21 protein-coding genes are annotated in these 23,712 nt (G+C 71.1%); 17 read left to right on the top strand and 4 right to left on the bottom strand.

Features of this window, described 5'->3' with window-relative positions; translation table 11 throughout:
• Window positions 1-34: 34 nt before the first annotated feature.
• The 7 genes from rsmD (at window position 35) to mutM (ending at window position 5,077) form a co-directional block, all read left to right on the top strand.
• On the top strand, window positions 35-619 hold the full coding sequence (gene rsmD / locus IE275_RS25880) for a 16S rRNA (guanine(966)-N(2))-methyltransferase RsmD (protein ID WP_189713808.1): 585 nt from the start codon (window positions 35-37) through the stop codon (window positions 617-619).
• Between the two features lie 26 nt (window positions 620-645).
• Window positions 646-1,125, top strand: a complete 480-nt coding sequence (coaD, locus tag IE275_RS25875) for a pantetheine-phosphate adenylyltransferase (protein ID WP_189713841.1) — start codon at window positions 646-648, stop codon at window positions 1,123-1,125.
• Between the two features lie 58 nt (window positions 1,126-1,183).
• Window positions 1,184-2,308 carry a F0F1 ATP synthase subunit B gene (locus IE275_RS25870; RefSeq protein ID WP_189713807.1) on the top strand — a complete coding sequence of 375 codons (1,125 nt, stop codon included), beginning with the start codon at window positions 1,184-1,186 and terminating at the stop codon, window positions 2,306-2,308.
• Window positions 2,309-2,481: 173 nt separating this feature from the next.
• Complete coding sequence (locus IE275_RS25865) at window positions 2,482-3,138, top strand: YceD family protein (protein WP_189713806.1); 657 nt, start codon at window positions 2,482-2,484, stop codon at window positions 3,136-3,138.
• Window positions 3,139-3,140: 2 nt separating this feature from the next.
• The gene (gene rpmF / locus IE275_RS25860; RefSeq protein ID WP_007493396.1) at window positions 3,141-3,314 is read left to right on the top strand and encodes a 50S ribosomal protein L32; all 174 of its coding nucleotides are present in this window, start codon (window positions 3,141-3,143) and stop codon (window positions 3,312-3,314) included.
• 19 nt (window positions 3,315-3,333) lie between these two features.
• Window positions 3,334-4,152, top strand: a complete 819-nt coding sequence (gene rnc, locus IE275_RS25855; RefSeq protein ID WP_189713805.1) for a ribonuclease III — start codon at window positions 3,334-3,336, stop codon at window positions 4,150-4,152.
• Between the two features lie 64 nt (window positions 4,153-4,216).
• Complete coding sequence (gene mutM / locus IE275_RS25850) at window positions 4,217-5,077, top strand: bifunctional DNA-formamidopyrimidine glycosylase/DNA-(apurinic or apyrimidinic site) lyase (protein WP_189713804.1); 861 nt, start codon at window positions 4,217-4,219, stop codon at window positions 5,075-5,077.
• Here the strand turns inward: mutM and IE275_RS25845 are convergent.
• Window positions 5,050-5,451 carry a winged helix-turn-helix transcriptional regulator gene (locus IE275_RS25845; protein WP_189713803.1) on the bottom strand — a complete coding sequence of 134 codons (402 nt, stop codon included), beginning with the start codon at window positions 5,449-5,451 and terminating at the stop codon, window positions 5,050-5,052. The genes mutM and IE275_RS25845 overlap by 28 nt on opposite strands.
• A gap of 105 nt (window positions 5,452-5,556) precedes the next feature.
• Between IE275_RS25845 and IE275_RS25840 the strand changes: the two genes are divergently transcribed.
• Window positions 5,557-6,144: a flavodoxin family protein gene (locus IE275_RS25840; RefSeq protein ID WP_189713802.1), complete on the top strand. Its 588-nt coding sequence runs from the start codon at window positions 5,557-5,559 to the stop codon at window positions 6,142-6,144.
• A 27-nt stretch (window positions 6,145-6,171) separates the two neighbouring features.
• Here IE275_RS25840 and IE275_RS25835 read toward each other — a convergent pair whose 3' ends face one another.
• The gene (locus tag IE275_RS25835; RefSeq protein WP_189713801.1) at window positions 6,172-7,422 is read right to left on the bottom strand and encodes a CAP domain-containing protein; all 1,251 of its coding nucleotides are present in this window, start codon (window positions 7,420-7,422) and stop codon (window positions 6,172-6,174) included.
• Between the two features lie 198 nt (window positions 7,423-7,620).
• On the opposite strand from IE275_RS25835, the gene IE275_RS25830 reads away from it, so the two are divergent.
• From IE275_RS25830 to IE275_RS25815, 4 genes are all read left to right on the top strand, one after another.
• Complete coding sequence (locus tag IE275_RS25830) at window positions 7,621-7,902, top strand: acylphosphatase (protein ID WP_189713800.1); 282 nt, start codon at window positions 7,621-7,623, stop codon at window positions 7,900-7,902.
• A gap of 378 nt (window positions 7,903-8,280) precedes the next feature.
• Window positions 8,281-8,484: a hypothetical protein gene (locus IE275_RS25825; RefSeq protein ID WP_030793895.1), complete on the top strand. Its 204-nt coding sequence runs from the start codon at window positions 8,281-8,283 to the stop codon at window positions 8,482-8,484.
• 264 nt (window positions 8,485-8,748) lie between these two features.
• Window positions 8,749-12,303, top strand: a complete 3,555-nt coding sequence (gene smc, locus IE275_RS25820) for a chromosome segregation protein SMC (protein WP_189713799.1) — start codon at window positions 8,749-8,751, stop codon at window positions 12,301-12,303.
• Between the two features lie 202 nt (window positions 12,304-12,505).
• Window positions 12,506-13,924, top strand: a complete 1,419-nt coding sequence (locus IE275_RS25815) for a sugar porter family MFS transporter (protein ID WP_189713798.1) — start codon at window positions 12,506-12,508, stop codon at window positions 13,922-13,924.
• 239 nt (window positions 13,925-14,163) lie between these two features.
• On the opposite strand, the gene IE275_RS25810 is transcribed toward IE275_RS25815, so the two are convergent.
• Window positions 14,164-15,135, bottom strand: coding sequence for an LLM class flavin-dependent oxidoreductase (locus IE275_RS25810; protein WP_189713797.1), 972 nt, complete (start codon window positions 15,133-15,135; stop codon window positions 14,164-14,166).
• 144 nt (window positions 15,136-15,279) lie between these two features.
• Between IE275_RS25810 and ftsY the strand changes: the two genes are divergently transcribed.
• Window positions 15,280-16,494, top strand: coding sequence for a signal recognition particle-docking protein FtsY (gene ftsY / locus IE275_RS25805; protein ID WP_189713796.1), 1,215 nt, complete (start codon window positions 15,280-15,282; stop codon window positions 16,492-16,494).
• A gap of 97 nt (window positions 16,495-16,591) precedes the next feature.
• Here the strand turns inward: ftsY and IE275_RS25800 are convergent, their stop codons facing one another.
• Window positions 16,592-17,248, bottom strand: a complete 657-nt coding sequence (locus tag IE275_RS25800; RefSeq protein WP_189713795.1) for a bifunctional DNA primase/polymerase — start codon at window positions 17,246-17,248, stop codon at window positions 16,592-16,594.
• 447 nt (window positions 17,249-17,695) lie between these two features.
• Here IE275_RS25800 and nsdA point away from each other — a divergent pair, with 447 nt between their 5' ends.
• The 4 genes from nsdA to IE275_RS25780 all read left to right on the top strand — a co-directional run bounded on the left by nsdA (window position 17,696) and on the right by IE275_RS25780 (window position 23,670).
• The gene (nsdA, locus tag IE275_RS25795; RefSeq protein WP_189713794.1) at window positions 17,696-19,180 is read left to right on the top strand and encodes a transcriptional repressor NsdA; all 1,485 of its coding nucleotides are present in this window, start codon (window positions 17,696-17,698) and stop codon (window positions 19,178-19,180) included.
• A gap of 337 nt (window positions 19,181-19,517) precedes the next feature.
• Entirely contained in the window at window positions 19,518-20,861 is a 1,344-nt protein-coding gene (locus IE275_RS25790) for an ammonium transporter (protein ID WP_189713793.1), read from the top strand.
• Window positions 20,858-21,196: a P-II family nitrogen regulator gene (locus IE275_RS25785; RefSeq protein ID WP_003997576.1), complete on the top strand. Its 339-nt coding sequence runs from the start codon at window positions 20,858-20,860 to the stop codon at window positions 21,194-21,196. The genes IE275_RS25790 and IE275_RS25785 overlap by 4 nt, the downstream gene beginning before the upstream one ends.
• A gap of 26 nt (window positions 21,197-21,222) precedes the next feature.
• Window positions 21,223-23,670 (top strand): [protein-PII] uridylyltransferase, encoded by a 2,448-nt coding sequence (locus IE275_RS25780; RefSeq protein WP_189713792.1) that lies wholly within the window; start codon window positions 21,223-21,225, stop codon window positions 23,668-23,670.
• The last annotated feature ends 42 nt before the right edge of the window (window positions 23,671-23,712 follow it).

The following is a 23,712-nucleotide window of genomic DNA, read 5'->3' as shown; positions in this document are numbered from 1 at the left end:
GGATCCGTCACCACCGCCGAACAAGGAACCCGAGATGACCCGCGTGATCGCCGGCACAGCCGGTGGACGTCGCCTGGCAGTCCCGCCAGGGACCGGCACCCGCCCCACTTCCGACCGCGCGCGCGAGGGTCTCTTCTCCACCTGGCAGTCCCTGCTCGGCGGCCCCCTCGACGGCGAACGCGTTCTCGACCTCTACGCGGGATCCGGCGCCGTCGGCCTGGAGGCCCTCTCCCGAGGGGCCGGCCACACCCTCCTGGTCGAGGCCGACGCCCGGGCGGCCCGCACCATCCGGGAGAACGTGAGGAACCTCGCTCTCCCCGGCGCCGAGGTCCGGGCGGGCAAGGCCCAGCAGATCATCCAGACCCCGCCCACGGCACCGTACGACCTGGCCTTTCTCGACCCGCCCTACGCCGTCACCGACGACGATCTTCGAGAGATTCTGCTCACACTCCGCTCGGGGGGCTGGCTCACGGCCGAAGCCCTCGTCACCGTGGAGCGCAGCACCAGAGGCGGGGAGTTCCCCTGGCCGGACGGCTTCGAAGCGCTCCGGTCCCGTCGCTACGGCGAGGGAACGTTTTGGTACGGTCGCGCCGCCTCTACGTGCGAAGACGCACGATGACCGGACCGGAGAGCGAGGGATCACAAGTGCGCCGTGCCGTCTGTCCCGGGTCGTTCGACCCGATCACCAACGGACATCTCGACATCATTTCCCGTGCCTCCCGTCTGTACGACGAGGTCTATGTCGCGGTGATGATCAACAAGTCCAAGAAGGGCCTGTTCGAGATCGAGGAGCGGATCGACCTGATCCGCCAGGTCACCGCCGAGTACGGCAACGTACGGGTCGAGGCCTTCCACGGCCTCCTCGTCGACTTCTGCAAGCAGCGCGACATCCCGGCCATCGTGAAGGGCCTGCGCGCGGTCAGCGACTTCGACTACGAGCTCCAGATGGCCCAGATGAACAACGGCCTCTCCGGTGTCGAGACGCTCTTCGTCCCCACCAACCCCACCTACAGCTTCCTCTCCTCCTCGCTGGTCAAGGAGGTCGCCACCTGGGGCGGCGACGTCTCCCACCTGGTGCCCCCGGTGGTTCTGGGCGCTCTCAACACACGCCTGCGCGAGGACTGATGGGGCTACAGTCGTCCCGTCCGTCTCCAACACAGCTGTAGAGAGTGGCGAGCAACCGGTGGACGTGCAGAAGAAGCTCGACGAGATCGTCACGGCGGTCTCCAGTGCCCGGTCGATGCCCATGTCGGCCTCGTGCGTGGTCAACCGCGCCGACCTGCTCGCCCTGCTGGAAGAGGTGCGCGCGGCCCTGCCCGACTCGCTCGCCGAGGCCCGCGAGCTGATCGGCGGCCGGGAGCAGATGGTCGAGCAGGCCCGCCAGGAGGCCGAGCGGATCATCACCGGCGCGCACGCCGAGCGCGGCTCGCTGATCTCCGACACGGAGATCGCCCGCCGCTCGCAGGCCGAGGCGGACCGTATCCTCGCCGAGGCCCGCAAGGAGGCCGAGGAGATCCGCGCGGACGCCGACGACTACGTCGACTCCAAGCTCGCCAACTTCGAGGTCGTCCTCACCAAGACCATCGGTTCCGTCGGCCGCGGCCGCGAGAAGCTCCTCGGCACCGGCCCGGGCCTGGACGAGCAGGGCTACCCGGACCCCGAGGACGACGACGCCCCCGAGCGCAGCCACGACCCCGAGACGCTGCGCCGCGACGCCGACGCCTACGTGGACACCAAGCTGGGCGCCTTCGAGGCGGTCCTCAGCAAGACGCTGGAGGCGGTCGGCAAGGGCCGGCAGAAGCTGCACGGCCGGATCGCCACCGACGACCTCGGCGCCCTCGCCGACGACAACACGACCTTCCAGCACTCCTCGGACGCCGACTACCTCGCCGACCTGGCCGCCCTCGCCGAGCAGGACACCCGGGCCGAACAGTCCGTCCCGAACCCGTACGAGCAGCAGTCGCAGGAGGCGTACGCCCCCGCGCTCGACTTCGCCCAGCAGGGAGAGGTCCCCTTCCCGCAGCAGCACGACCCGTACGCCGGCGGCTACGGCCAGCAGCAGGGCTACGGCCAGCAGGCGGACCCGTACGGCTACCAGCAGGCCGACCCGTACGCCGCCTCCTCCGGCTACGCCCAGGCGGGCGGCGACCCCTTCCAGGGCTACGACACCCAGCAGGGCGTCTACGACCCGCAGCAGGGCCAGCAGCAACCGCAGCCGGGGTACGCCCTCGACGAGACCAGCCTCTTCGACACCAGCATGATCAGTGCCGAGCAACTGCGGGCCTACGAGCAGGAACGCGGCCTGTAACAGCGCGGGCCGTCCTGGATCACAGGGCCCGGATTGGGCTGTGGGCGAATGCTCCAGTATCCTGGCTCTTCGGTCGCGTGTGCACTTCGACGATTTCGTATACGCCCGCGATCACCGCTGCCCGGAACACCGCCGGGCGACGGCCCTCAGAGCTTGGAAGATCGAAAGCAGGAATGGCTCCTAACGCCCGCCTCGACCACCGCAACCCCCTCGTGTTCGACACGCACGAGCTGGGTCGGCGTCCTGGCGCGCTTCAGCGCCTGACCCGCGAGATCGACGCCCCCAGGGATCTCGGGATCCCGGGAGTCGTCGGAGTGCCGGAAGGCGCCCCGCTCGAGCTCGAACTCCGGCTCGAGTCGGTCATGGAAGGTGTGCTCGTCACAGGCACCGCCCGTGCACAGGCCGAGGGGGAGTGCGTAAGGTGTCTGGAGCCGGTCGAGCTCGGTCTCGAAACGGACTTCCAGGAGATGTTCTCGTACCCCGACGCCGATGAGCGGGGCCGTGCGAAAGCACAGCCCGACGAAACCGACGCCGAGGACGACGAGGACATGCTCTTCATCGAGGACGGCTTGTTCGACCTCGAACCCGTGCTGCGTGATGCGGTGGTGCTCGCACTGCCGATGCAGCCGGTGTGCCAGGAAGACTGCCTGGGCCTGTGCTCCGAATGCGGAGCGCGGCTCACGGACGACCCGGACCACCACCACGACGCCACCGACATCCGTTGGGCGGCACTGCAGGGACTCGCCGGTTCACTCGAAGACGGCGAGAAGGACGAGATGAGTGGCGAAGCGCCTGGTTCGGCGCACGTCAACGAGAAGCAGGAGAAGTAGCCGTGGCTGTTCCGAAGCGGAAGATGTCGCGCAGCAACACGCGCCACCGCCGGTCGCAGTGGAAGGCTGCGGTCCCCACCCTGGTTGCGTGCGAGCGCTGCCACGAGCCCAAGCTGCAGCACATCGCGTGCCCGTCTTGCGGCACCTACAACAAGCGCCAGGTCCTCGAGGTCTGAGCGGCTGGTGAGAGGCTTCATGTCTGACGCCAAGGCGGACACGACCGCCAAGAAAAAGGCGGACACCACAGCCTCGTCCCACACGCTTCTGGAAGGGCGGCTCGGCTATCAGCTCGAGTCCGCCCTTCTGGTGCGTGCGCTGACCCATCGCTCCTACGCGTACGAGAACGGCGGTCTGCCGACGAACGAGCGGCTGGAGTTCCTCGGGGACTCCGTGCTCGGCCTCGTCGTCACGGACACGCTGTACCGCACCCACCCCGACCTGCCCGAAGGCCAACTGGCCAAGTTGCGGGCCGCGGTGGTCAACTCGCGTGCGCTGGCGGAGGTCGGTCGCGGCCTCGACCTGGGCTCCTTCATCCGGCTCGGCCGCGGTGAAGAGGGCACGGGCGGCAGGGACAAGGCGTCCATCCTCGCCGACACCCTTGAAGCGGTGATCGGTGCGGTCTATCTCGATCAGGGCCTCGACGCGGCCTCCGAACTGGTGCACCGCCTGTTCGACCCGCTGATCGAGAAGTCCTCGAACCTCGGAGCCGGCCTGGACTGGAAGACCAGCCTCCAGGAGCTCACCGCGACCGAAGGACTCGGTGTCCCCGAGTACCTGGTCACGGAGACCGGCCCCGATCACGAGAAGACCTTCACTGCTGCCGCCCGCGTCGGAGGCGTCTCGTACGGCACCGGCACCGGCCGCAGCAAGAAGGAGGCGGAGCAGCAGGCCGCCGAGTCCGCGTGGCGGTCCATCCGGGCCGCGGCGGACGAGCGCGCCGAAGCGGCGAAGGCGGCCCAGGCCGCCGTGGCCGCCGACGCCGCAGTGGACCCCGAGTCCGCCGCCTCCGCCTGAGAAGAGCAGTACGAGACGAACGCCCGCCCCCACTCGGGGGCGGGCGTTCGGTACAGGGGATCCCATGCCCGAGTTGCCCGAGGTCGAGGTCGTCCGGCGCGGTCTGGAGCGCTGGGTCGCCCATCGCACGGTCGCCGACGCCGAGGTGCTGCACCCACGTGCCGTACGCCGGCACCTCGCCGGTGCCGACGACTTCACGCACCGCCTCGAGGGCCACCGGGTCGGCACCCCCAGTCGCCGCGGCAAGTATCTGTGGCTGCCGCTGGAGGACTCCGGCCAGGCGGTCCTCGCCCACCTCGGGATGAGCGGCCAGCTGCTGGTCCAGCCGCACGAGGCGCCGGACGAGAAGCACCTGCGCGTCCGGGTGCGGTTCGCGGACGAGGCGGACACCGAGCTGCGCTTCGTCGACCAGCGCACCTTCGGCGGTCTCTCGCTGCACGACACCACCCCGGACGGACTGCCCGACGTCATCGGACACATCGCCCGAGACCCGCTGGACCCGCTCTTCGACGACGAGGCGTTCCACCGGGCGCTGCGCCGCAGACGGACCACCATCAAGCGGGCCCTGCTCGACCAGTCACTGATCAGCGGCGTCGGCAACATCTACGCGGACGAGGCGCTGTGGCGCTCCCGCCTGCACTACGACCGGCCGACCGCCACCTTCACCCGCCCGCGCTCCCTCGAACTGCTGGGGCACGTCCGGGACGTGATGAACGCGGCCCTCGCCGTCGGCGGCACCAGCTTCGACAGCCTGTACGTCAACGTCAACGGCGAGTCGGGCTACTTCGACCGGTCCCTGGACGCGTACGGGCGTGAGGGTCTGCCCTGCAAGCGGTGCGGTACGCCGATGCGCCGGCGCCCCTGGATGAACCGGTCCAGCTACTTCTGCCCGACGTGTCAGAGGGCGCCGCGCGTCCCGTCGTAGCGCTCGCGGGCGGCCAGGACGTCGTCCATCCGGCCCTCCACGCAGTGGATGAGGGACAGCAGCCGCTCGGCGACCTCGTGGCCCAGCGGGGTCAGTTCGTAGTCCACGCGGGGCGGGTTGGTCGGCTGGGCCTCGCGGTGCACCAGTCCGTCGCGCTCCAGCGCGTGCAGGGTCTGGGAGAGCATCTTCTCGCTCACGCCGTCGACCCGGCGGCGCAGCTCGTTGAAGCGCAGGGAACCCTCGTGCAGCGCTCCGAGCGTGAGCCCGCCCCAGCGGCCCGTGACGTGCTCCAGCGTGCCGCGCGAGGGACAGGCCTTGGCGAACACGTTGTACGGGAGGTCCAGGTCCTCCGTGCGCTCCTCGATGCTGGTCATCCTCCAAGCGTACGCGAAGGGAGCGCTACCCAACAGGTTGCACTAACCAGAAGTTAGTGCTTTCCTGTGGTCACTGTTCCTGAGCTGCCACTTCGAGGAGTGCACATGCCCCAGCCCGTTGTTTCCATCGCCTACCACTCCGGCTACGGCCACACCGTCGTCCTGGCCGAGGCCGTGCGCGACGGCGCCGTCGAGGCCGGTGCCGAGGTGCACCTGATCAAGGTCGACGAGATCACCGAGGAGCAGTGGGCGCTGCTCGACGGCTCGGACGCGATCGTGTTCGGTTCGCCGACCTACATGGGCACCGCGTCCGGCGCCTTTCACGCCTTCGCCGAGGCGACCTCCGCGCGCTGGGCCACGCAGGCCTGGAAGGACAAGCTGGCGGCCGGGTTCACCAACTCCGGTTCCAAGAGCGGCGACAAGCTGCACACGCTCCAGTTCTTCCAGATCCTGGCCGCGCAGCTCGGCATGCACTGGGTCAACCTGGGCCTGCTGCCCGGCTGGAACAGCAGCACGGCGTCCGAGACCGACCTCAACCGTCTCGGCGTGTTCCTGGGCGCGGCCGCGCAGACCAACGTCGACGAGGGCGCGGAAGCCGTCCACAAGGCCGACGCGGCCACGGCGGAGCACCTGGGCCGGCGGGTCGCCGAGACGGCGGGAACCTTCCTGGCCGGCCGGGCCCAGGCTGCTTGATCGTTTCTGCGAAATCCCTGGTGGGGGCTAGTAGCCGAAGTCCTGGGTCCACCAGGGCCCGCCGGACCCGAGGTGGACGCCGACGCCCAGCGTCTTGAAGTCGCAGTTGAGGATGTTCGCCTTGTGGCCGGGGCTGTTCATCCAGGCCTCCATGACGGCGGCCGCGTCGGCCTGGCCCCGCGCTATGTTCTCGCCGCCGAGTCCGGACACGCCGGCCTTCTCGGCCCGGTCCCAGGGGGTCAGCCCGTTGGGGTCGGTGTGGTCGAAGAAGCCCCGGGCGGCCATGTCGTCGCTGAACGCCTCGGCCAGGTCCGCCAGCGAGCCGCTCGCGGACAGGGCGCTGCACCCGACCTTGGACCGCTCCTCGTTGACGAGCTTGAGGACCTCGGCCGCGGCCTGCGCCTCGGCGGAGACGGTCACCGGGGAATCCGGTTCCTCGGACTTCTCGGCCTTCTCCGACTTCTCCGGCGCCTTCGGCGCGGCGGCCGCGGAGGACGGGGTCTTCGACGGCTGCTTCGTCGGGGTGGCCTTCGCGTCCTCGGAGGCCTCCTCGCTCTCGCTCCCGCTCGGCGACCCTTCGGACGCCGACGGGACGGTCGAGGTGGACGGCGAGGTGGAGCGGCCGCCGTTCCGGCTGGTCGACGTACCGTCGCGCTCGGAGTCGGCGGAGCCGGAGGTGCCGCCGAACTCGGAGGCCGAGTTGCTCGGGCTGTCGACGGCCTGCACGTTGTCGCCCGCACCGCTGCCGCCCCCGAGGCGGTAGCTGTCCAGGCCGGGCACCACGCCGGTGGCCACGGCGACGGTGCCGAGCGCGACGGCCGCGGACACGCCGAGCAGACCCGTCTTGACCGGCGTCGCCGCCTTCTTCTTGCGCCGCCGCCCCGTGCCGCCGTTGCCGGAGCCCGTCCGCAGGGTGCCGCCGTCGGGTGCGAAGCCGTCGGCCGCGAACACCGTGGTGTCGGCGTACGCGTCCACGGTGTAGGTGTACTCGTCCGTACCGCCGGCGGAAGCGTAGGTGTCGGCGCCGCCGGAGGTGTACGCGTCGGCACCGATGGGTGCGTACGCGTCGTCCATCGAGTAGAGGTACTCCTGGCTCCGTGCGACGGTGTCGGCGTAGGCCTCCGGGTTCAGATAGGGCGCGATGCCGAGCGTTTCCGGTCGGCCCGGGTACGAGTCCCGAAGGTCGTGGCTCCCGGCGTACGAACCGTGCGTCTGTGTGACCCCCGTGGCGCGGCCCGTGGCGGCGCGGCCGGCGTCGGAGCGTCGGTGGCGTCCCATGTCCTTGCCTTCCTCGTCCAATGCGGCGTTTCCCACCGGCCGGCCGGGTTTGGGACGGTTGGCCCCTTATATGCCCTCTGGTCGACCTCACTCACTCGATCGAGTGAGTTTCATATGAGAATCATTGGGTGGGGACGGTACCGCATGGCGCAGGGGGAGGAAGTGCCCCGAGTGACTTTGCCCGGTTAGGTTGCACCCATGAGCGAGGATGTACGGCTGGTCGCCTGGGTGCGCGGACAAGTCCAAGGTGTGGGTTTCCGCTGGTTCACCCGGGCCAAGGCACTGGAGATCGGCGGCCTGAGTGGTTTTGCTCTCAATCTGGCCGACGGCCGGGTCCAGGTGGTCGCGGAGGGTGACCGGGGCGGCTGTGAAGGGCTCCTCGACTGGCTGACGAGTGACGACACGCCCGGGCGCGTGGACGGAGTCACCGAGATATGGGACACACCGCGGGGCGGCTGCGACGGCTTCGCGATCCGCTGACGTCCTCGGACGGAACGACCCCGCCGAAGCGGGGGCACATGCCAACGGCATGTGCCTCCAGCGGAAAGGGGCAGGTGGTTGCCAAGAATCGCTTGCGATGGAATGCTCCGCACGCAAGGATGATCGCCACGCCCCGAGGGTCCCGAGGGAGCCGCAGCGCAGCCGTTCCGGCCGTGTGGCTCAGGGTTGCCCGCCAATACGGGGCGTGATCGTGTTGACCGTCAAACTTTTTGGTGAGACGCTGAAAGCCCCGCGCACCTTAGCTGTTTGGCATGGATGAACGGCAGCACGATCAAGATCCTGTCAAGCACCGCGGGTGCGAATCCCTCACGACCCACACCGCTTCGGTCGGTCACTCAGTGTGGAGGACCATCCATCATGGCAAAGGCGCTTCTCGGTTACGTCGGCGGCTCCGACCCGCGACTCCTCGCCGAGATGCGACGGCTCCAGCAGCGCGTCCAGGACCTGGAATCCGAGCTCGGAAGGATCCAGGCCGAGAACGACGCTCTGACGGCTGCCGCTTCTCACGACAGGTTCATGGAGAGCATCGACGCACACCAGGCGGAGCCTGCGCTCACCTGATCGCTGCACCGCTCCACAACAGCACACGCAGTGGTTGGGCGACACATATCAACCGCGTCGGACCGCTAAGTTGTCAGAAGTTGCAAGGGACGCCTCGGCGTCCCTTCTTTCTTTCCCCGCACGTCTTTCTTTCCCCCGCCCGCCGTTTCGCCCGCTGTTTCGTTCTCTTTAACGTGTGGTCTGCCCTGCGCGTTCATGGGTGAAACCGCGGGGTCGTCCAGCGTTCATCGTGTGAGACTTCCTCGGAAGGTAGAGTCCAGCGCCGTGCACCTCAAGGCCCTGACCCTCCGAGGGTTCAAGTCGTTCGCATCGGCGACCACACTCCGGTTCGAGCCGGGGATCACGTGTGTCGTCGGGCCCAACGGCTCGGGCAAGTCCAATGTCGTGGACGCCCTCAGCTGGGTCATGGGCGAGCAGGGCGCCAAGTCGCTGCGCGGCGGGAAGATGGAGGACGTCATCTTCGCCGGCACCACCGGCCGCCCGCCGCTGGGCCGCGCCGAGGTGTCCCTCACCATCGACAACTCCGACGGCGCGCTGCCCATCGAGTACGCCGAGGTCACCATCACGCGGATCATGTTCCGCAACGGCGGCAGCGAGTACCAGATCAACGGCGACACCTGCCGGCTGCTCGACATCCAGGACCTGCTGTCCGACTCCGGCATCGGCCGCGAGATGCACGTCATCGTCGGCCAGGGCCAGCTCGACTCCGTCCTGCACGCCGACCCGATGGGCCGCCGCGCCTTCATCGAAGAGGCCGCGGGTGTGCTCAAGCACCGCAAGCGCAAGGAGAAGGCGCTGCGGAAACTGGACGCGATGAAGGCCAACCTGGCACGCGTGCAGGACCTGACCGACGAACTGCGGCGCCAGCTCAAGCCGCTGGGCCGCCAGGCGGCGGTGGCCAGAAGAGCCGCCGTCATCCAGGCGGACCTGCGCGACGCCCGGCTCCGGCTGCTGGCCGACGATCTCGTACGGCTGCGGGAGGCGCTCCGGGCCGAGGTGGCCGACGAGGCCGCGCTCAAGGAACGCAAGGAAGCCGCCGAGCAGGAGCTGCGCAAGGCCCTCCAGCGCGAGGCGCTCCTGGAGGACCAGGTACGGCGGCTCGCGCCACGCCTCCAGCGCGCCCAGCAGACCTGGTACGAACTGTCCCAGCTCGCCGAACGCGTCCGCGGCACGATCTCGCTCGCCGACGCCCGGGTGAAGAGCGCCACCTCCGCGCCCCCCGAGGAGCGGCGCGGCCGCGACCCCGAGGACATGGAGCGCGAGGCCGCCCGCGTCCGCGAGCAGGAGGCCGAACTGGAGGCCGCCCTGGAAGCGGCCCAGCACGCCCTGGACGACACCGTCTCCCACCGCGCCGACCTGGAACGGGAACTCGCCGTCGAGGAACGGCGGCTGAAGGACGTCGCCCGCGCCATCGCCGACCGGCGCGAGGGTCTCGCCCGGCTGAACGGCCAGGTCAACGCGGCCCGCTCACGCGCCGCCTCCGCCCAGGCCGAGATCGACCGGCTGGCCGCCGCCCGGGACGAGGCCCAGGAACGGGCCGTCACCGCGCAGGAGGAGTACGAGGCCCTGAAGGCGGAGGTCGACGGCCTCGACGCCGGGGACGTGGAACTGGCCGAGCTGCACGAGGCGGCGAAGCGGCGGCTGGCGGAGGCGGAGGCCGCGCTGTCCGCCGCCCGCGAGGCGGCCACCGCGGCCGAACGCCGGCGCGCCGCGACCCGGGCCCGCCACGAGGCCCTCGCCCTCGGCCTGCGCCGCAAGGACGGCACGGGCGCGCTGCTCGGCGCGCGCGACCGGCTCGCCGGACTGCTCGGACCGGTGGCGGAACTGCTGACCGTCACCCCCGGACACGAGGTCGCGCTGGCGGCCGCCTTCGGCGCGGCGGCCGACGCGATCGCCGTGACCACCCCCGCCTCGGCCGCCGAGGCCATCCGCCTGCTGCGCAAGCAGGACGCGGGGCGGGCGGCGCTGCTGCTGAGCGGCGCCCCCGAGCCCGCGGCGCAGGAGCCACGGCCGGACGGGCCGCCGTACGCCGCCGATCTCGTTCGTGGGCCCTCCGAGCTGATGGCCGCCGTGCGGCGGCTGCTGCACGGGATCGTCGTCGTCGGCACGCTGGAGGACGCCGAGGAACTCGTCTACGCGCGGCCCGACCTCACCGCCGTCACCGCCGAGGGCGACCTGCTCGGGGCGCACTTCGCGCACGGTGGGTCGGCCGGGGCGCCCAGCCTGCTCGAAGTGCAGGCGTCCGTCGACGAGGCCGCCGCCGAGCTGGAGGAACTGGCGGTGCGGTGCGAGGAGCTGACTGAGGCGCAGCACGCGGCCGGTGAGCGCCGCGGGGAGTGTGCCGCGCTGGTCGAGGAGCTGGGGGAGCGGCGGCGGGCCGCCGACCGGGAGAAGTCGGCCGTCGCGCAGCAGCTCGGACGGCTCGCCGGCCAGGCGCGCGGTGCCGCGGGTGAGGCCGAGCGGTCCACCGCCGCCGCAACACGGGCCCAGGACGCGCTCGACAGGGCCGTGGAAGAGGCCGAGGTGCTGGCCGAACGGCTGGCCGTCGCCGAGGAGATGCCGGTCGAGGAGGAGCCCGACACCTCGGTGCGGGACCGGCTCGCCGCCGACGGGGCGAACGCCCGCCAGACCGAGATGGAGGCGCGTCTCCAGGTCCGTACGCACGAGGAGCGGGTGAAGGGGCTCGCCGGGCGGGCCGACGGGCTGGACCGGGCCGCGCGGGCGGAGCGCGAGGCACGCGCGCGTGCCGAGCAGCGGCGGGCCCGGCTGCGGCACGAGGCCGCCGTCGCCGAGGCCGTCTCCTCCGGCGCCCGGCAGCTGCTCGCCCATGTCGAGGTGTCCCTCGGCCGGGCCGACGCCGAGCGCGTCGCCGCCGAGGCCGCCAAGGCGCGCCGCGAGCAGGAGCTGGCCGCCGCCCGTACCGCCGGGCGTGACCTCAAGGGCGAGCTGGACAAGCTGACGGACTCCGTCCACCGGGGCGAGGTCCTCGGGGCCGAGAAGCGGCTGCGGATCGAGCAGCTGGAGACCAGGGCGCTGGAGGAGCTGGGCGTGGAGCCCGCCGGGCTCGTCTCCGAGTACGGTCCCCGCCAGCTCGTCCCGCCCTCGTTGCCCGCCGAGGGCGAGGAGCTGCCGGAGGATCCCGAGCATCCCCGCAACCAGCCCGTGCCCTTCGTGCGGGCGGAGCAGGAGAAGCGGCTGAAGGCCGCCGAGCGGGCGTACCAGCAGCTGGGCAAGGTGAACCCGCTCGCGCTGGAGGAGTTCGCCGCGCTGGAGGAACGCCACAAGTTCCTCAGCGAGCAGCTGGAGGACCTGAAGAAGACCCGTGCCGACCTGCTCCAGGTGGTCAAGGAGGTCGACGAACGCGTCGAGCAGGTCTTCACCGAGGCGTTCCGGGACACGGCGCGGGAGTTCGAGGGGGTGTTCAGCCGGCTCTTCCCCGGCGGGGACGGGCGGCTGATCCTCACCGATCCCGACAACATGCTCACCACGGGCGTGGACGTCGAGGCCCGGCCGCCGGGCAAGAAGGTCAAGCGGCTCAGCCTGCTCTCCGGCGGCGAGCGGTCGCTGACCGCCGTCGCCATGCTGGTGTCCATCTTCAAGGCCCGGCCCAGCCCGTTCTACGTCATGGACGAGGTCGAGGCGGCCCTCGACGACACCAACCTCCAGCGGCTGATCCGGATCATGCAGGAGCTCCAGGAGTCCTCGCAGCTGATCGTGATCACGCACCAGAAGCGGACCATGGAGGTCGCCGACGCGCTGTACGGCGTGTCCATGCAGGGCGACGGGGTGTCCAAGGTGATCAGCCAGCGGCTGCGCTGACCTCCGCCAACCTCCTGCATCCCCGCACGAGTTCAAGAAGTGAACACATGTGGGTTTCCTGTGTCTGTGATCTCACAATTCCCCCTGTTTGATTTCGGGTCTTGAAGGCATACTCTCGTCGACGTCGGATTTGCCTTCAGGTAGCACCTATCTGGGAGGCCCCCCACGTCGGCAGCGCTGCCGGCGGCCCGAGGAGTTGAACGTGACCAGCACAGCGCAGACACCCAAGCCGGGAGCCCGGACGGCTCATCCCGATCATCTCGGGCATGTCATCTTCATCGCGGCGGCGGCCGCGATGGGCGGCTTCCTCTTCGGCTACGACAGCTCCGTGATCAACGGCGCCGTCGAGGCCATCCGGGACCGCTACGACATCGGCTCGGCGGCCCTGGCGCAGGTCATCGCCATCGCCCTGATCGGCTGCGCCGTCGGCGCCGCCACCGCGGGCCGGATCGCCGACCGCATCGGCCGGATCCGCGTCATGCAGATAGCCGCCGTGCTCTTCACGGTCAGCGCCGTCGGCTCCGCGCTGCCCTTCTCGCTGTGGGACTTCGCCCTGTGGCGCGTCGTCGGCGGCTTCGCCATCGGCATGGCCTCGGTCATCGGCCCCGCCTACATCGCCGAGGTGGCCCCGCCCGCCTACCGCGGCCGGCTCGGCTCCTTCCAGCAGGCCGCGATCGTCATCGGCATCGCCATCTCGCAGCTGGTCAACTGGGGTCTGCTCAACGCCGCAGGCGGCGACCAGCGCGGCACGCTGATGGGCCTGGAGGCCTGGCAGGTCATGCTCGGCGTGATGGTCGTCCCGGCCGTCCTGTACGGGCTGCTCTCCTTCGCCATCCCCGAGTCCCCGCGCTTCCTGATCTCCGTCGGCAAGCGTGAGCGGGCCCGCGAGATCCTCGCCGAGGTCGAGGGTGAGAGCGGCGACCTGGATGCCCGCGTCACCGAGATCGAGCAGGCCATGAACAGCGAGCACAAGTCCACCTTCAAGGACCTGCTCGGCGGCGGCTTCTTCTTCAAGCCGATCGTCTGGATCGGTATCGGCCTGTCGGTCTTCCAGCAGTTCGTCGGCATCAACGTCGCGTTCTACTACTCCTCGACGCTGTGGCAGTCGGTCGGCGTGGACCCGGCGGACTCCTTCTTCTACTCCTTCACCACGTCGATCATCAACATCGTCGGCACCGTGATCGCGATGATCTTCGTGGACCGTGTCGGCCGCCGTCCGCTCGCCATCATCGGCTCGATCGGCATGGTGGTGGGCCTCGCGCTGGAGGCCTGGGCGTTCTCCTTCGACCTCGTCGACGGCAAGCTCCCGGCCACCCAGGGCTGGATCGCCCTGATCGCCGCCCATGTGTTCGTGCTGTTCTTCGCCCTGTCGTGGGGTGTGGTCGTCTGGGTCATGCTCGGCGAGATGTTCCCCAACCGGATCCGCGCCGCCGCCCTCGGCGTCGCCGCCTCCGCGCAGTGGATCGCCAACTGGGCGATCACCGCGAGCTTCCCGTCGCTGGCCGACTGGAACCTCTCCGTCACCTACGTGATCTACGCGGCCTTCGCCGCGCTGTCCGTCCCGTTCGTCCTGAAGTACGTCAAGGAGACGAAGGGCAAGGCGCTGGAGGAGATGGGCTGACCGGCCCGGTACGCCACCGGCCCCCGTACTCGGGGAGAAGGGCCAAGTCCCCGCTGCCCCTCTCCTCGTATCCCACCGCCGCCCCCGGCCCGGTCACAGCCCGGACCGGGGGCGGCGGTCTCGTTCCCCGGAAGCCGACCTCCAGAATCCGACCTCCAGAAGCCGACCCCCTGAAGCCGACCCCCTGAAGCCGACCCCCTGAAGCCGACCTCCAGAAGCCGACACCCAGTCGCCGACCCTCAGTCCCCCAGTGCCGGAAGCACCCGCTCCGCGAGCAGTCGGAGGCTGCGCCAGCCCTCCTCCACCGGCATTCCGCCCGCCAGCGGATGCAGGACGAGGTGGTCGAGTCCCTGCGCCACGCACTCGTCCGGTGTGAGGATCCGGTACACGCCCTCCGCGCGCAGCTCGTCCACGGTCGTCGCACCCGACCGCACCGCCGAGCGGATCTCCTCGGACTGCCAGGAGGCGTAGGTCCGGGCCTCGTGCAGGAAGTGCCGCCCGTAGGCGGCCCAGGCCCGGTCCGGGTCGTCGGCCACGTGCAGCAGCGGGGTCTCGGCGGCCGGCATCATCGTCCAGCCCTCCGTGCCGTACTCCACCAGCCGCTCCTTGTAGTACGCCTCCAGCTCCGGCAGGTGCGCGCTGGGGAAGAACGGCAGGCCGAGCCGGGCGGCCCGGCGGGCGGCGGCCCGTGAGGAGCCCCCGACCAGGAGCAGGGGGTGCGGGTCGGTCTGCGGACGCGGGGTGACCCGCACGGTACGGCCCCGGTACGCGAACTCCTCGCCCGTCCAGGCCTTCAGTACGGTCTCCAGCAGCTCGTCCTGGAGCCGGCCGCGCCGCTTCCAGTCCACGCCGGCCCGCGCGTACTCCGCCGGCCGGTAGCCGATCCCGGCGACCGTGACCAGCCGGCCGCCGCTCAGCAGATCCAGTACGGCGATGTCCTCGGCCAGCCGCAGCGGGTCGTGCAGCGGGCCGATCACCGCCGAGACCGTGACCGCGAGGCGCCGGGTCGCGCCCAGTACCGCGCCCGCGAAGGCGAACGGCGACGGCAGCCAGTTGTTCTCGACGCCGTGGTGCTCCTCGGTCTGCACGGTGGTGATCCCGTGCTCGTCGGCGTACGCGGCCATCTCCAGGGCGGCCCGGTAGCGGACGCCCAGCTCGGCGGGGGAGGCGCCGGGGGCGACGAGGTTGAAACGGACGACGGTGACGGGCATGGGAGGCCCCCCTTCGTGGTGGAGGGGGGACGTTAGCTGACACTCCATCAGGTAACCAGGGGTACGGTGCCGCCCGTTCCGACGCACCGGCCACGGCGGCGGAGACGGCCCCGGCGCAGGGGGGTCGCGCATACTGGACGGGTTATGGAAACCGTCATCCTTGTTGTAGTCATCGCCGTGCTGGTGCTCGGTGTGCTCGGCGGGCTCGTCGTCGGCAGCCGGCGGAAGAAGTCGCTGCCCCCGCCGCCGCCCGCAGCGCCCGACATCACCGCACCCCCGGCCGAGCCGCAGGTCGGCGACGAGGCCGAGACGCCGCGCGACGAACCGCGCCGCACGATCGAGGAGGTGGATCTTCCCGACGGCGCCCCGGCCGGGGTCGCGGTCGAGGAGCCGCCCGCCGACCTCACCGTCGAGGCTCCGGAGATCGAGATCCCGGAGCCCACCGCGGGGCGGCTCGTCCGCCTGCGCGCCCGGCTCTCCCGTTCCCAGAACGCTCTCGGCAAGGGCCTGCTCACGCTGCTCTCGCGCGAGCACCTCGACGACGACACCTGGGAGGAGATCGAGGACACCCTGCTCACCGCCGACGTCGGCGTGCTGCCCACCGAAGAGCTGGTCGGGCGGTTGCGCGAGCGCGTCAAGGTGCTCGGCACCCGCACCCCCGCGGAGCTGCGCGGCCTGCTGCGCGAGGAGCTGCTCACGCTGGTCGGCACCGACATGGACCGCGTCGTGAAGACCGAGCCCGCGGACCGCAAGCCCGGCATCGTGATGGTCGTCGGGGTCAACGGCACCGGCAAGACCACCACCACCGGCAAGCTCGCGCGGGTGCTCGTGGCCGACGGCCGGACCGTCGTCCTGGGCGCCGCCGACACCTTCCGGGCCGCCGCCGCCGACCAGCTCCAGACCTGGGGCGAGCGGGTCGGCGCCCACACCGTGCGCGGACCGGAGGCCGGTGACCCCGCCTCCGTCGCCTTCGACGCGGTGAAGGAGGGCAAGGAGATGGGGGTCGACGTGGTCCTCATCGACACCGCCGGCCGGCTCCACACCAAGACCGGCCTCATGGACGAGCTGGGCAAGGTCAAGCGGGTCGTCGAGAAGCACGCCCCGCTCGACGAGGTGCTGCTGGTCCTGGACGCGACCACCGGGCAGAACGGGCTGGTCCAGGCCCGCGTCTTCGCCGAGGTCGTCGACATCACCGGCATCGTGCTGACCAAGCTCGACGGCACGGCCAAGGGCGGCATCGTGGTCGCCGTCCAGCGCGAGCTGGGCGTCCCGGTCAAGCTCGTCGGGCTCGGCGAGGGCGCGGACGACCTGGCGCCGTTCGAGCCGGAGGCGTTCGTTGACGCCCTTATCGGAGACTGAACGCGCGCCTTTACGGATCCGCCGCGAGAAGCGCCCGCCCCCAGGTGCAGTGGGAGCGGGCGCTTCGCTGTGTACGGCGTCCGGACGGCCGTGGGGCTCAGGCCCGCGACCGGTGCGCCACGTACGCCAGCGTCCCCAGCAGCAGCCGGGCCTCCGGGGGCCTGGTCGCCGAGTCCAGCGCGGGCGGGCGCAGCCAGCGGACCGGGCCGAGGCCGCCGCGGTCGGAGGGCGGGGCCGTGACGTACGCACCGGGGCCGAGGCCGTGCAGGTCGAGGGAGGCCGGGTCGTCCCAGCCCATGCGGTAGAGGAGGCCGGTCAGTTCGGCGGCGGCGCCGGGGGCGACGAAGAACTGGGTGCGGCCCTCGGGAGTGACGGAGACCGGGCCGAGGGGGAGGCCCATGCGCTCCAGGCGGACCAGGGCGCGGCGTCCGGCGGGTTCCGCGACCTCGATCACGTCGAACGCCTGGCCGACCGGCAGCATCACCGTGGCGCCCGGGTACTCCGCCCAGGTCCGGGTGACGTCGTCGAGCGTGGCGCCGGCCGGCACCCGCGGGGCGAAGAGCAGGGGATGCGCGCCGGGCTCGCGGCAGCCGGCGCGGCCGCACGAGCAGACGCCCGCCGCGGCCCGGGCACCCGGCACCACGTCCCAGCCCCACAGCCCCGTGAACTCGGCGACCGCGGTGCACTCGGACGAGCGACCGCGCCTGCGCGCGCCGGAGCGGATCTCGCGAATGCCGCCGATCGTGAAGCCCATGCCCCCTCCAACGGGTCCGACGCGTTGATGGTTACGTAACGGACGCATGTAGTAACTCTGCGTGGTTTCGCTTCCCTTCGGCCGTAGTGTGCAGGCGGCGTCCGGAAGCTCCCAGGGTGGTGCGGTCGGCCGTGTGCGCCCCTGAGTGCTTCGCTCCGCTCGCCCTCGGCCGTCCACCGTCAAGTGAATCGCGTACGAGTCATCGGGAGTTCATTCGAAGGGGTGGCGAATGGTGGCGTTTCCGGGATCGCCATGGCCGGACCAGTGATCGTAGGATTACTTTGAGTGTGCGGGTCCTGGAGGCACATGCGCTTGTGGGTATGCCGGAGGCAAGTCGGCTTTCCGTTCGAAGGGTGACAACTACCGGACGACAGGCCGTATTTACCGGCATTCTGATAAGGCTTGGCGCACTCAGTGACAAGTGGTCTCAGGGATGGGGGCGTTCCAGTGAGCGGCAACGGCGGAAGCGGGAGTGACGCTGCGAGCGCCGACAGGCGTCCGAACGAACTGCTCACTTCGTGGTTCGTGCGCAGCGGCTGGTCGAAGGGTGAACTGGCCCGTCAAGTGAACCGCCGGGCGCGCCAGTTGGGTGCCAACCACATCTCCACGGACACCTCGCGCGTGCGCCGCTGGCTGGACGGCGAGAACCCCCGCGAGCCCATCCCCAGGATCCTGTCCGAGCTGTTCTCCGAGCGGTTCGGCTGTGTCGTCTCCGTCGAGGACCTCGGGCTGCGCGCCGCGCGCCAGGTGCCCTCGGCGACCGGTGTCGACCTGCCCTGGACGGGTCCGCAGACGGTGGCCCTGCTCAGCGAGTTCTCGCGCAGCGACCTGATGCTGGCGCGGCGCGGCTTCCTCGGAACCTCGCTGGCCCTGTCCGCGGGCCCGTCCCTCATCGAGCCCATGCAGCGCTGGCTCGTGCCCTCGCCGCCGGCCGCGCCGGAGGAGCCGGACTCCGTCCCCACCAGCCGGGCCCGCGGCCGGCTCTCCCGGCCCGAGCTGGACCTGCTGGAGTCCACCACGGTGATGTTCCGCCAGTGGGACGCCCAGTGCGGCGGCGGCCTGCGCCGCAAGGCGGTCGTCGGCCAGCTGCACGAGGTGACGGACCTCCTCCAGGAACCCCAGCCCGAGGCGACCACGAGGAGGCTCTTCAAGGTCGCCGCCGAACTGGCCGAGCTGGCCGGCTGGATGAGCTACGACGTCGGGCTCCAGCCGACCGCGCAGAAATACTTCGTGCTCGCCCTGCACGCCGCGAAGGAGGCAGGTGACCGGCCGCTCGGCTCGTACATCCTGTCCAGCATGAGCCGCCAGATGATCCACCTCGCGCGGCCCGAGGACGCGCTGGAGCTGATCCATCTCGCGCAGTACGGCAGCCGGGACTGTGCGAGCCCGCGCACCCAGTCGATGCTGTATGCGATGGAGGCCCGCGCCTTCGCCAACATGGGGCAGCCGGGGCGCTGCAAGCGGGCGGTGCGGATGGCCGAGGACATCTTCGCCGAGGCTCAGGAGTGGGACGAGCCGGACCCCGACTGGATCCGCTTCTTCTCCGAGGCCGAGCTGTACGGCGAGAACAGCCACTCCTTCCGCGACCTCGCCTATGTCGCGGGCCGCAGCCCCACCTACGCCTCGCTGGCCGAGCCCCTGATGGACAAGGCCGTACGGCTGTTCGCGGGCGACCGCGACCACCAGCGTTCGTACGTGCTGAACCTGATCGGGATGGCCACGGTCCATCTGCTGCAACGCGAGCCGGAGCGCGGCGCCACCCTGGCCGCGCAGGCCATGAAGGAGGCGAAGAAGGTCCGCTCCGAGCGCGTCAACACTCGTATTCGAAAGACGGTCGACACGGCCGTCCGCGAGTTCGGCGAGCTGTCCGAGGTCGTGGACCTCACGGAGCGGCTCGCCATGGAGCTGCCGGAGACGGCCGAGGCGGTCTGAGACACCGTCCCACCGAGGAAAACCCTAGAACCCCGGCCGCGGCCGGCCCTCCCGAACTGCCCGACTCGGCTCCCCCATGCCAGGTCATCGGAAGGCCGCCCGCGGCCGGTTTCCTTCCTTCTCGGAAGGTTGCGCCACGATAACGATCCGCTCGGCGAACATCAGGCAGTTCACCGACGCGTAACGCACCGGGCGCCTTCGTCACGGCGGCGAAACAACGAGGGGCCTCCACCGAAACCGCGCTGCGTCAATCTCATGGCGCATAACCGGCCCACCCCCTCACAAACCCGCTCTGGCTATGCCCGCACGGGGCCGCACCTACGACGAGGAGACGCCGATGGCAGCAGCCATCACGCTTGCGGCGGACGCACCCACGCTGTCGTCCGCGAACACAGGCTTCATGCTCATCTGTTCCGCCCTGGTGATGCTCATGACACCGGGCCTGGCCTTCTTCTACGGAGGCATGGTCCGCGTCAAGAGCACCCTGAACATGCTGATGATGAGTTTCATCAGTCTGGGCATCGTCACGATCCTGTGGGTGCTGTACGGGTTCTCCCTCGCGTTCGGTACCGACTCCGGCAGTGTCATCGGCTGGAACTCCGACTGGGTCGGGCTCAGCAACATCGGCCTCACGGAACTCTGGGACGGCTACACCATCCCGGTCTTCGTGTTCATGGTCTTCCAGCTGATGTTCGCGATCATCACCCCCGCCCTGATAAGCGGTGCACTGGCCGACCGCGTGAAGTTCTCGGCCTGGGCGCTGTTCATCACCCTGTGGGCCACCGTCGTCTACTTCCCGGTCGCGCACTGGGTCTGGGGCGCCGGCGGCTGGGCCTTCGAGCTGGGCGTCATCGACTTCGCCGGTGGTACGGCGGTCCACATCAACGCCGGTGCCGCGGCCCTCGGCGTGATCCTGGTCATCGGCAAGCGCGTCGGCTTCAAGAAGGACCCGATGCGCCCGCACAGCCTCCCGCTGGTCATGCTCGGCGCCGGTCTGCTGTGGTTCGGCTGGTTCGGCTTCAACGCCGGCTCGTGGCTCGGCAACGACGACGGCGTCGGCGCGCTGATGTTCGTCAACACGCAGGTCGCCACCGCCGCCGCCATGCTGGCCTGGCTCGTCTACGAGAAGATCCGCCACGGCGCGTTCACCACGCTGGGCGCCGCCTCCGGCGCGGTCGCCGGTCTGGTCGCCATCACCCCGTCCGGTGGTGCGGTCTCCCCGCTCGGCGCGATCGCCGTCGGCGCCATCGCCGGTGTCCTGTGCGCCATGGCCGTCGGCCTGAAGTACAAGTTCGGCTACGACGACTCGCTCGACGTCGTCGGCGTCCACCTGGTCGGCGGTGTCGTCGGCTCCCTGCTGATCGGCCTCTTCGCCAGCGGCAAGGGCCAGTCCGACGTCGAGGGCCTCTTCTACGGCGGCGGCCTCGACCAGTTCTGGAAGCAGTGCGCCGGCGTCTTCGCGGTCCTCGGCTACTCCCTGGTGGTCTCCGCGATCCTCGCCTTCCTCCTCGACAAGACCATCGGCATGCGGGTCTCCGAGGACGACGAGGTGGCCGGCATCGACCAGGCCGAGCACGCCGAGACCGCATACGACTTCAGCGGCGCCGGTGGCGGTGCCGCCCGGACCGCCGTCCCGGCCGCCGGAGTCGCGGGCGCCGAGAGCAAGAAGGTGGACGCATGAAGCTCATCACCGCCGTCGTCAAGCCCCACCGGCTCGACGAGATCAAGGAAGCCCTCCAGGCCTTCGGCGTCCACGGCCTGACGGTCACGGAGGCCAGCGGCTACGGTCGTCAGCGGGGACACACCGAGGTCTACCGCGGTGCCGAGTACACGGTCGACCTGGTACCCAAGATCCGTATCGAGGTCCTGGCCGAGGACGACGACGCCGAGCAGCTGATCGACGTCATCGTCAAGGCGGCCCGAACCGGCAAGATCGGTGACGGCAAGGTCTGGTCCCTCCCGGTCGAGACGGCCGTGCGGGTCCGCACCGGCGAGCGCGGTCCGGACGCGCTCTGACCGCAGAACAGAACAGGAGTCGCTGGGTGACGAGTACGGACGTGCGGCACGATGCAGAGGACTCGGGACCCAGCGGCTACGCGGCGGCCCGGCTGCGCCTCCTCACCGAGGGGGCGCGGTCCGGGCCGCCGCGCCGTTCGGCCCTCTCCGAACTGACCGACGAATGGCTGGCCGGGCTGTTCACCGCGGGCACGGAGGAGCTGAAGGGCGTCTCCCTGGTCGCCGTCGGAGGGTACGGCCGGGGCGAACTGTCCCCGCGCAGCGACCTCGACCTGCTGCTCCTGCACGACGGCAGTGACGGCAAGGCCGTCGCCGCCCTCGCCGACCGCCTCTGGTACCCCGTCTGGGACCTCGGCCTCGCCCTCGACCACTCGGTGCGCACCCCGGCGGAGGCCCGGAAGACGGCCGCCGAGGACCTGAAGGTCCAGCTCGGCCTGCTGGACGCCCGCCATCTCGCCGGCGACCTCGGCCTCACCTCGGGCCTGCGCACCTCCGTCCTCGCCGACTGGCGCAACCAGGCGCCCAAGCGCCTCCCCGAACTCCAGGAGCTGTGCGCGGAGCGCGCCGAACGCCAGGGCGAACTCCAGTACCTGCTGGAACCCGACCTCAAGGAGGCCCGCGGCGGCCTGCGGGACGCGACCGCCCTGCGCGCCGTCGCCGCCTCCTGGCTGGCCGACGCCCCGCGCGAGGGTCTCGACGACGCCCGCCGCCGTCTCCTCGACGTCCGCGACGCCCTCCACCTCGCCACCGGGCGCGCCACCGACCGGCTCGCCCTCCAGGAACAGGACCAGGTCGCCGCCGAGCTGGGCCTGCTCGACGCCGACACCCTGCTGCGCCAGGTGTACGAGGCGGCGCGGGTCATCGCGTACGCCAGCGATGTCACCTGGCGTGAGGTGGGGCGGGTGCTGCGCTCGCGCGCCGTGCGGCCCCGGCTGCGCGCCATGCTCGGCGGCGGCAAACCCGTCACCGAGCGCTCCCCGCTGGCCGAGGGCGTCGTGGAACAGGACGGCGAGGTCGTCCTCGCCCGCGCCGCGCGCCCCGAACGCGACCCCGTGCTGCCGCTGCGTGCCGCGGCCGCCGCCGCCCAGGCCGGCCTCCCGCTCTCCCTGCACGCCGTCCGGCGCCTGGCCACCACCGTGCGCCCGCTGCCCACCCCCTGGCCCGCCGAGGCCCGCGAACAGCTCGTCACCCTGCTCGGCTCCGGCCGGCCCACCATCGAGGTCTGGGAGGCCCTGGAGGCCGAGGGCCTGATCACGCGCCTGCTGCCCGACTGGGAGCGGGTGCGCTGCCGGCCGCAGCGCAACGCCGTGCACATCTGGACCGTCGACCGGCACCTCATCGAGACCGCCGTGCGCGCCTCCGAGTTCACCCGCCGCGTCAGCCGCCCCGACCTCCTGCTGGTCGCCGCGCTGCTGCACGACATCGGCAAGGGCTGGCCCGGCGACCACTCCGTGGCCGGCGAGATCATCGCCAAGGACGTCGCCGCCCGCATCGGCTTCGACCGCGCGGACGTCGCCGTCCTCTCCACCCTCGTACGCCATCACCTGCTGCTCGTCGAGACGGCCACCCGGCGTGATTTGGAGGACCCGGCCACCGTGCGCTCGGTCGCCGAGGCGGTCGGCTCGCCGGGCACCCTGGAGCTGCTGCACGCGCTCACCGAGGCGGACGCGCTGGCCACCGGGCCCGCCGCCTGGTCCTCCTGGCGAGGTTCGCTCGTGGCGGACCTGGTCAAGCGGGTCGCTGCGGTCCTCGCCGGGGACGAGCCCGACGAGCCCGCCGCCGTGGCACCCACCGCCGAGCAGGAACGGCTCGCGATCGAGGCCGTCGCCACCGGCAGCCCGGTGCTCGCGCTGCGCGCGCAGACCGAGCCGCCCACGGAGGAGCAGCCGTCCGGCGACCCCGAGCCGCTCGGCGTGGAACTGCTCATCGCCGTACCCGACCAGGAGGGCGTGCTGCCCGCGGTGGCCGGTGTGCTGGCCATGCACCGGCTGACCGTGCGCACCGCCGAGCTGCGCGCCCTGGACCTGCCGGACGGCGTCGAGGGCTCCGTGCTGCTGCTGAACTGGCGGGTCGCCGCCGAGTACGGCTCGCTGCCCCAGGCCGCCCGGCTGCGCGCCGACCTCGTCCGGGCCCTCGACGGCTCCCTGGACATCGCCGGACGGCTCGCGGAACGGGACGCGGCCTACCCCAGGCGGCGCGGCGTGATCGCGCCGGCCGCCCGGGTGACGGTCGCCCCGGCGGCCTCCCGGCACGCCACGGTCATCGAGGTCCGGGCGCAGGACGCGCCCGCCCTGCTGTTCCGGATCGGCTCGGCGCTGGACGACGCGGGGGTGCGGGTGCGCAGCATGCACGTCTCGACACTCGGCGCCAACGCCGTCGACGCGTTCTACGTCACGGGCGCGCCGGGCACGCCGCTGCCGGCCGACGAGGCGGCGGCCGTCGCGCGCAAGCTGGAGGAGACCCTGCGGGGCTGAGCCCGGCATCCGGCGGGAGCGGGCCGATTCCGGACCGACCGT

It is taken from the genome of Streptomyces phaeofaciens, from assembly GCF_014648915.1.
GTDB classification, from domain to species: domain Bacteria; phylum Actinomycetota; class Actinomycetes; order Streptomycetales; family Streptomycetaceae; genus Streptomyces; species Streptomyces phaeofaciens.
Note: the sequence above shows the minus strand (reverse complement) of the source record. Positions and strands in the feature narration are given on the sequence as shown.

What these genes read in the sequence shown, in the direction of transcription:
- IE275_RS25835 (WP_189713801.1), bottom strand. Translation starts at nt 7,422, where the DNA reads ATGGGACGCCACCGACGCTCCGACGCCGGCCGCGCCGCCACGGGCCGC.
- IE275_RS25840 (WP_189713802.1), top strand. Translation starts at nt 5,557, where the DNA reads ATGCCCCAGCCCGTTGTTTCCATCGCCTACCACTCCGGCTACGGCCAC.
- mutM (WP_189713804.1), top strand. Translation starts at nt 4,217, where the DNA reads ATGCCCGAGTTGCCCGAGGTCGAGGTCGTCCGGCGCGGTCTGGAGCGC.
- ftsY (WP_189713796.1), top strand. Translation starts at nt 15,280, where the DNA reads ATGGAAACCGTCATCCTTGTTGTAGTCATCGCCGTGCTGGTGCTCGGT.
- rnc (WP_189713805.1), top strand. Translation starts at nt 3,334, where the DNA reads ATGTCTGACGCCAAGGCGGACACGACCGCCAAGAAAAAGGCGGACACC.
- rsmD (WP_189713808.1), top strand. Translation starts at nt 35, where the DNA reads ATGACCCGCGTGATCGCCGGCACAGCCGGTGGACGTCGCCTGGCAGTC.
- IE275_RS25845 (WP_189713803.1), bottom strand. Translation starts at nt 5,451, where the DNA reads ATGACCAGCATCGAGGAGCGCACGGAGGACCTGGACCTCCCGTACAAC.
- IE275_RS25810 (WP_189713797.1), bottom strand. Translation starts at nt 15,135, where the DNA reads ATGCCCGTCACCGTCGTCCGTTTCAACCTCGTCGCCCCCGGCGCCTCC.
- IE275_RS25790 (WP_189713793.1), top strand. Translation starts at nt 19,518, where the DNA reads ATGGCAGCAGCCATCACGCTTGCGGCGGACGCACCCACGCTGTCGTCC.
- IE275_RS25865 (WP_189713806.1), top strand. Translation starts at nt 2,482, where the DNA reads ATGGCTCCTAACGCCCGCCTCGACCACCGCAACCCCCTCGTGTTCGAC.
- IE275_RS25830 (WP_189713800.1), top strand. Translation starts at nt 7,621, where the DNA reads ATGAGCGAGGATGTACGGCTGGTCGCCTGGGTGCGCGGACAAGTCCAA.
- IE275_RS25825 (WP_030793895.1), top strand. Translation starts at nt 8,281, where the DNA reads ATGGCAAAGGCGCTTCTCGGTTACGTCGGCGGCTCCGACCCGCGACTC.
- IE275_RS25800 (WP_189713795.1), bottom strand. Translation starts at nt 17,248, where the DNA reads ATGGGCTTCACGATCGGCGGCATTCGCGAGATCCGCTCCGGCGCGCGC.
- IE275_RS25785 (WP_003997576.1), top strand. Translation starts at nt 20,858, where the DNA reads ATGAAGCTCATCACCGCCGTCGTCAAGCCCCACCGGCTCGACGAGATC.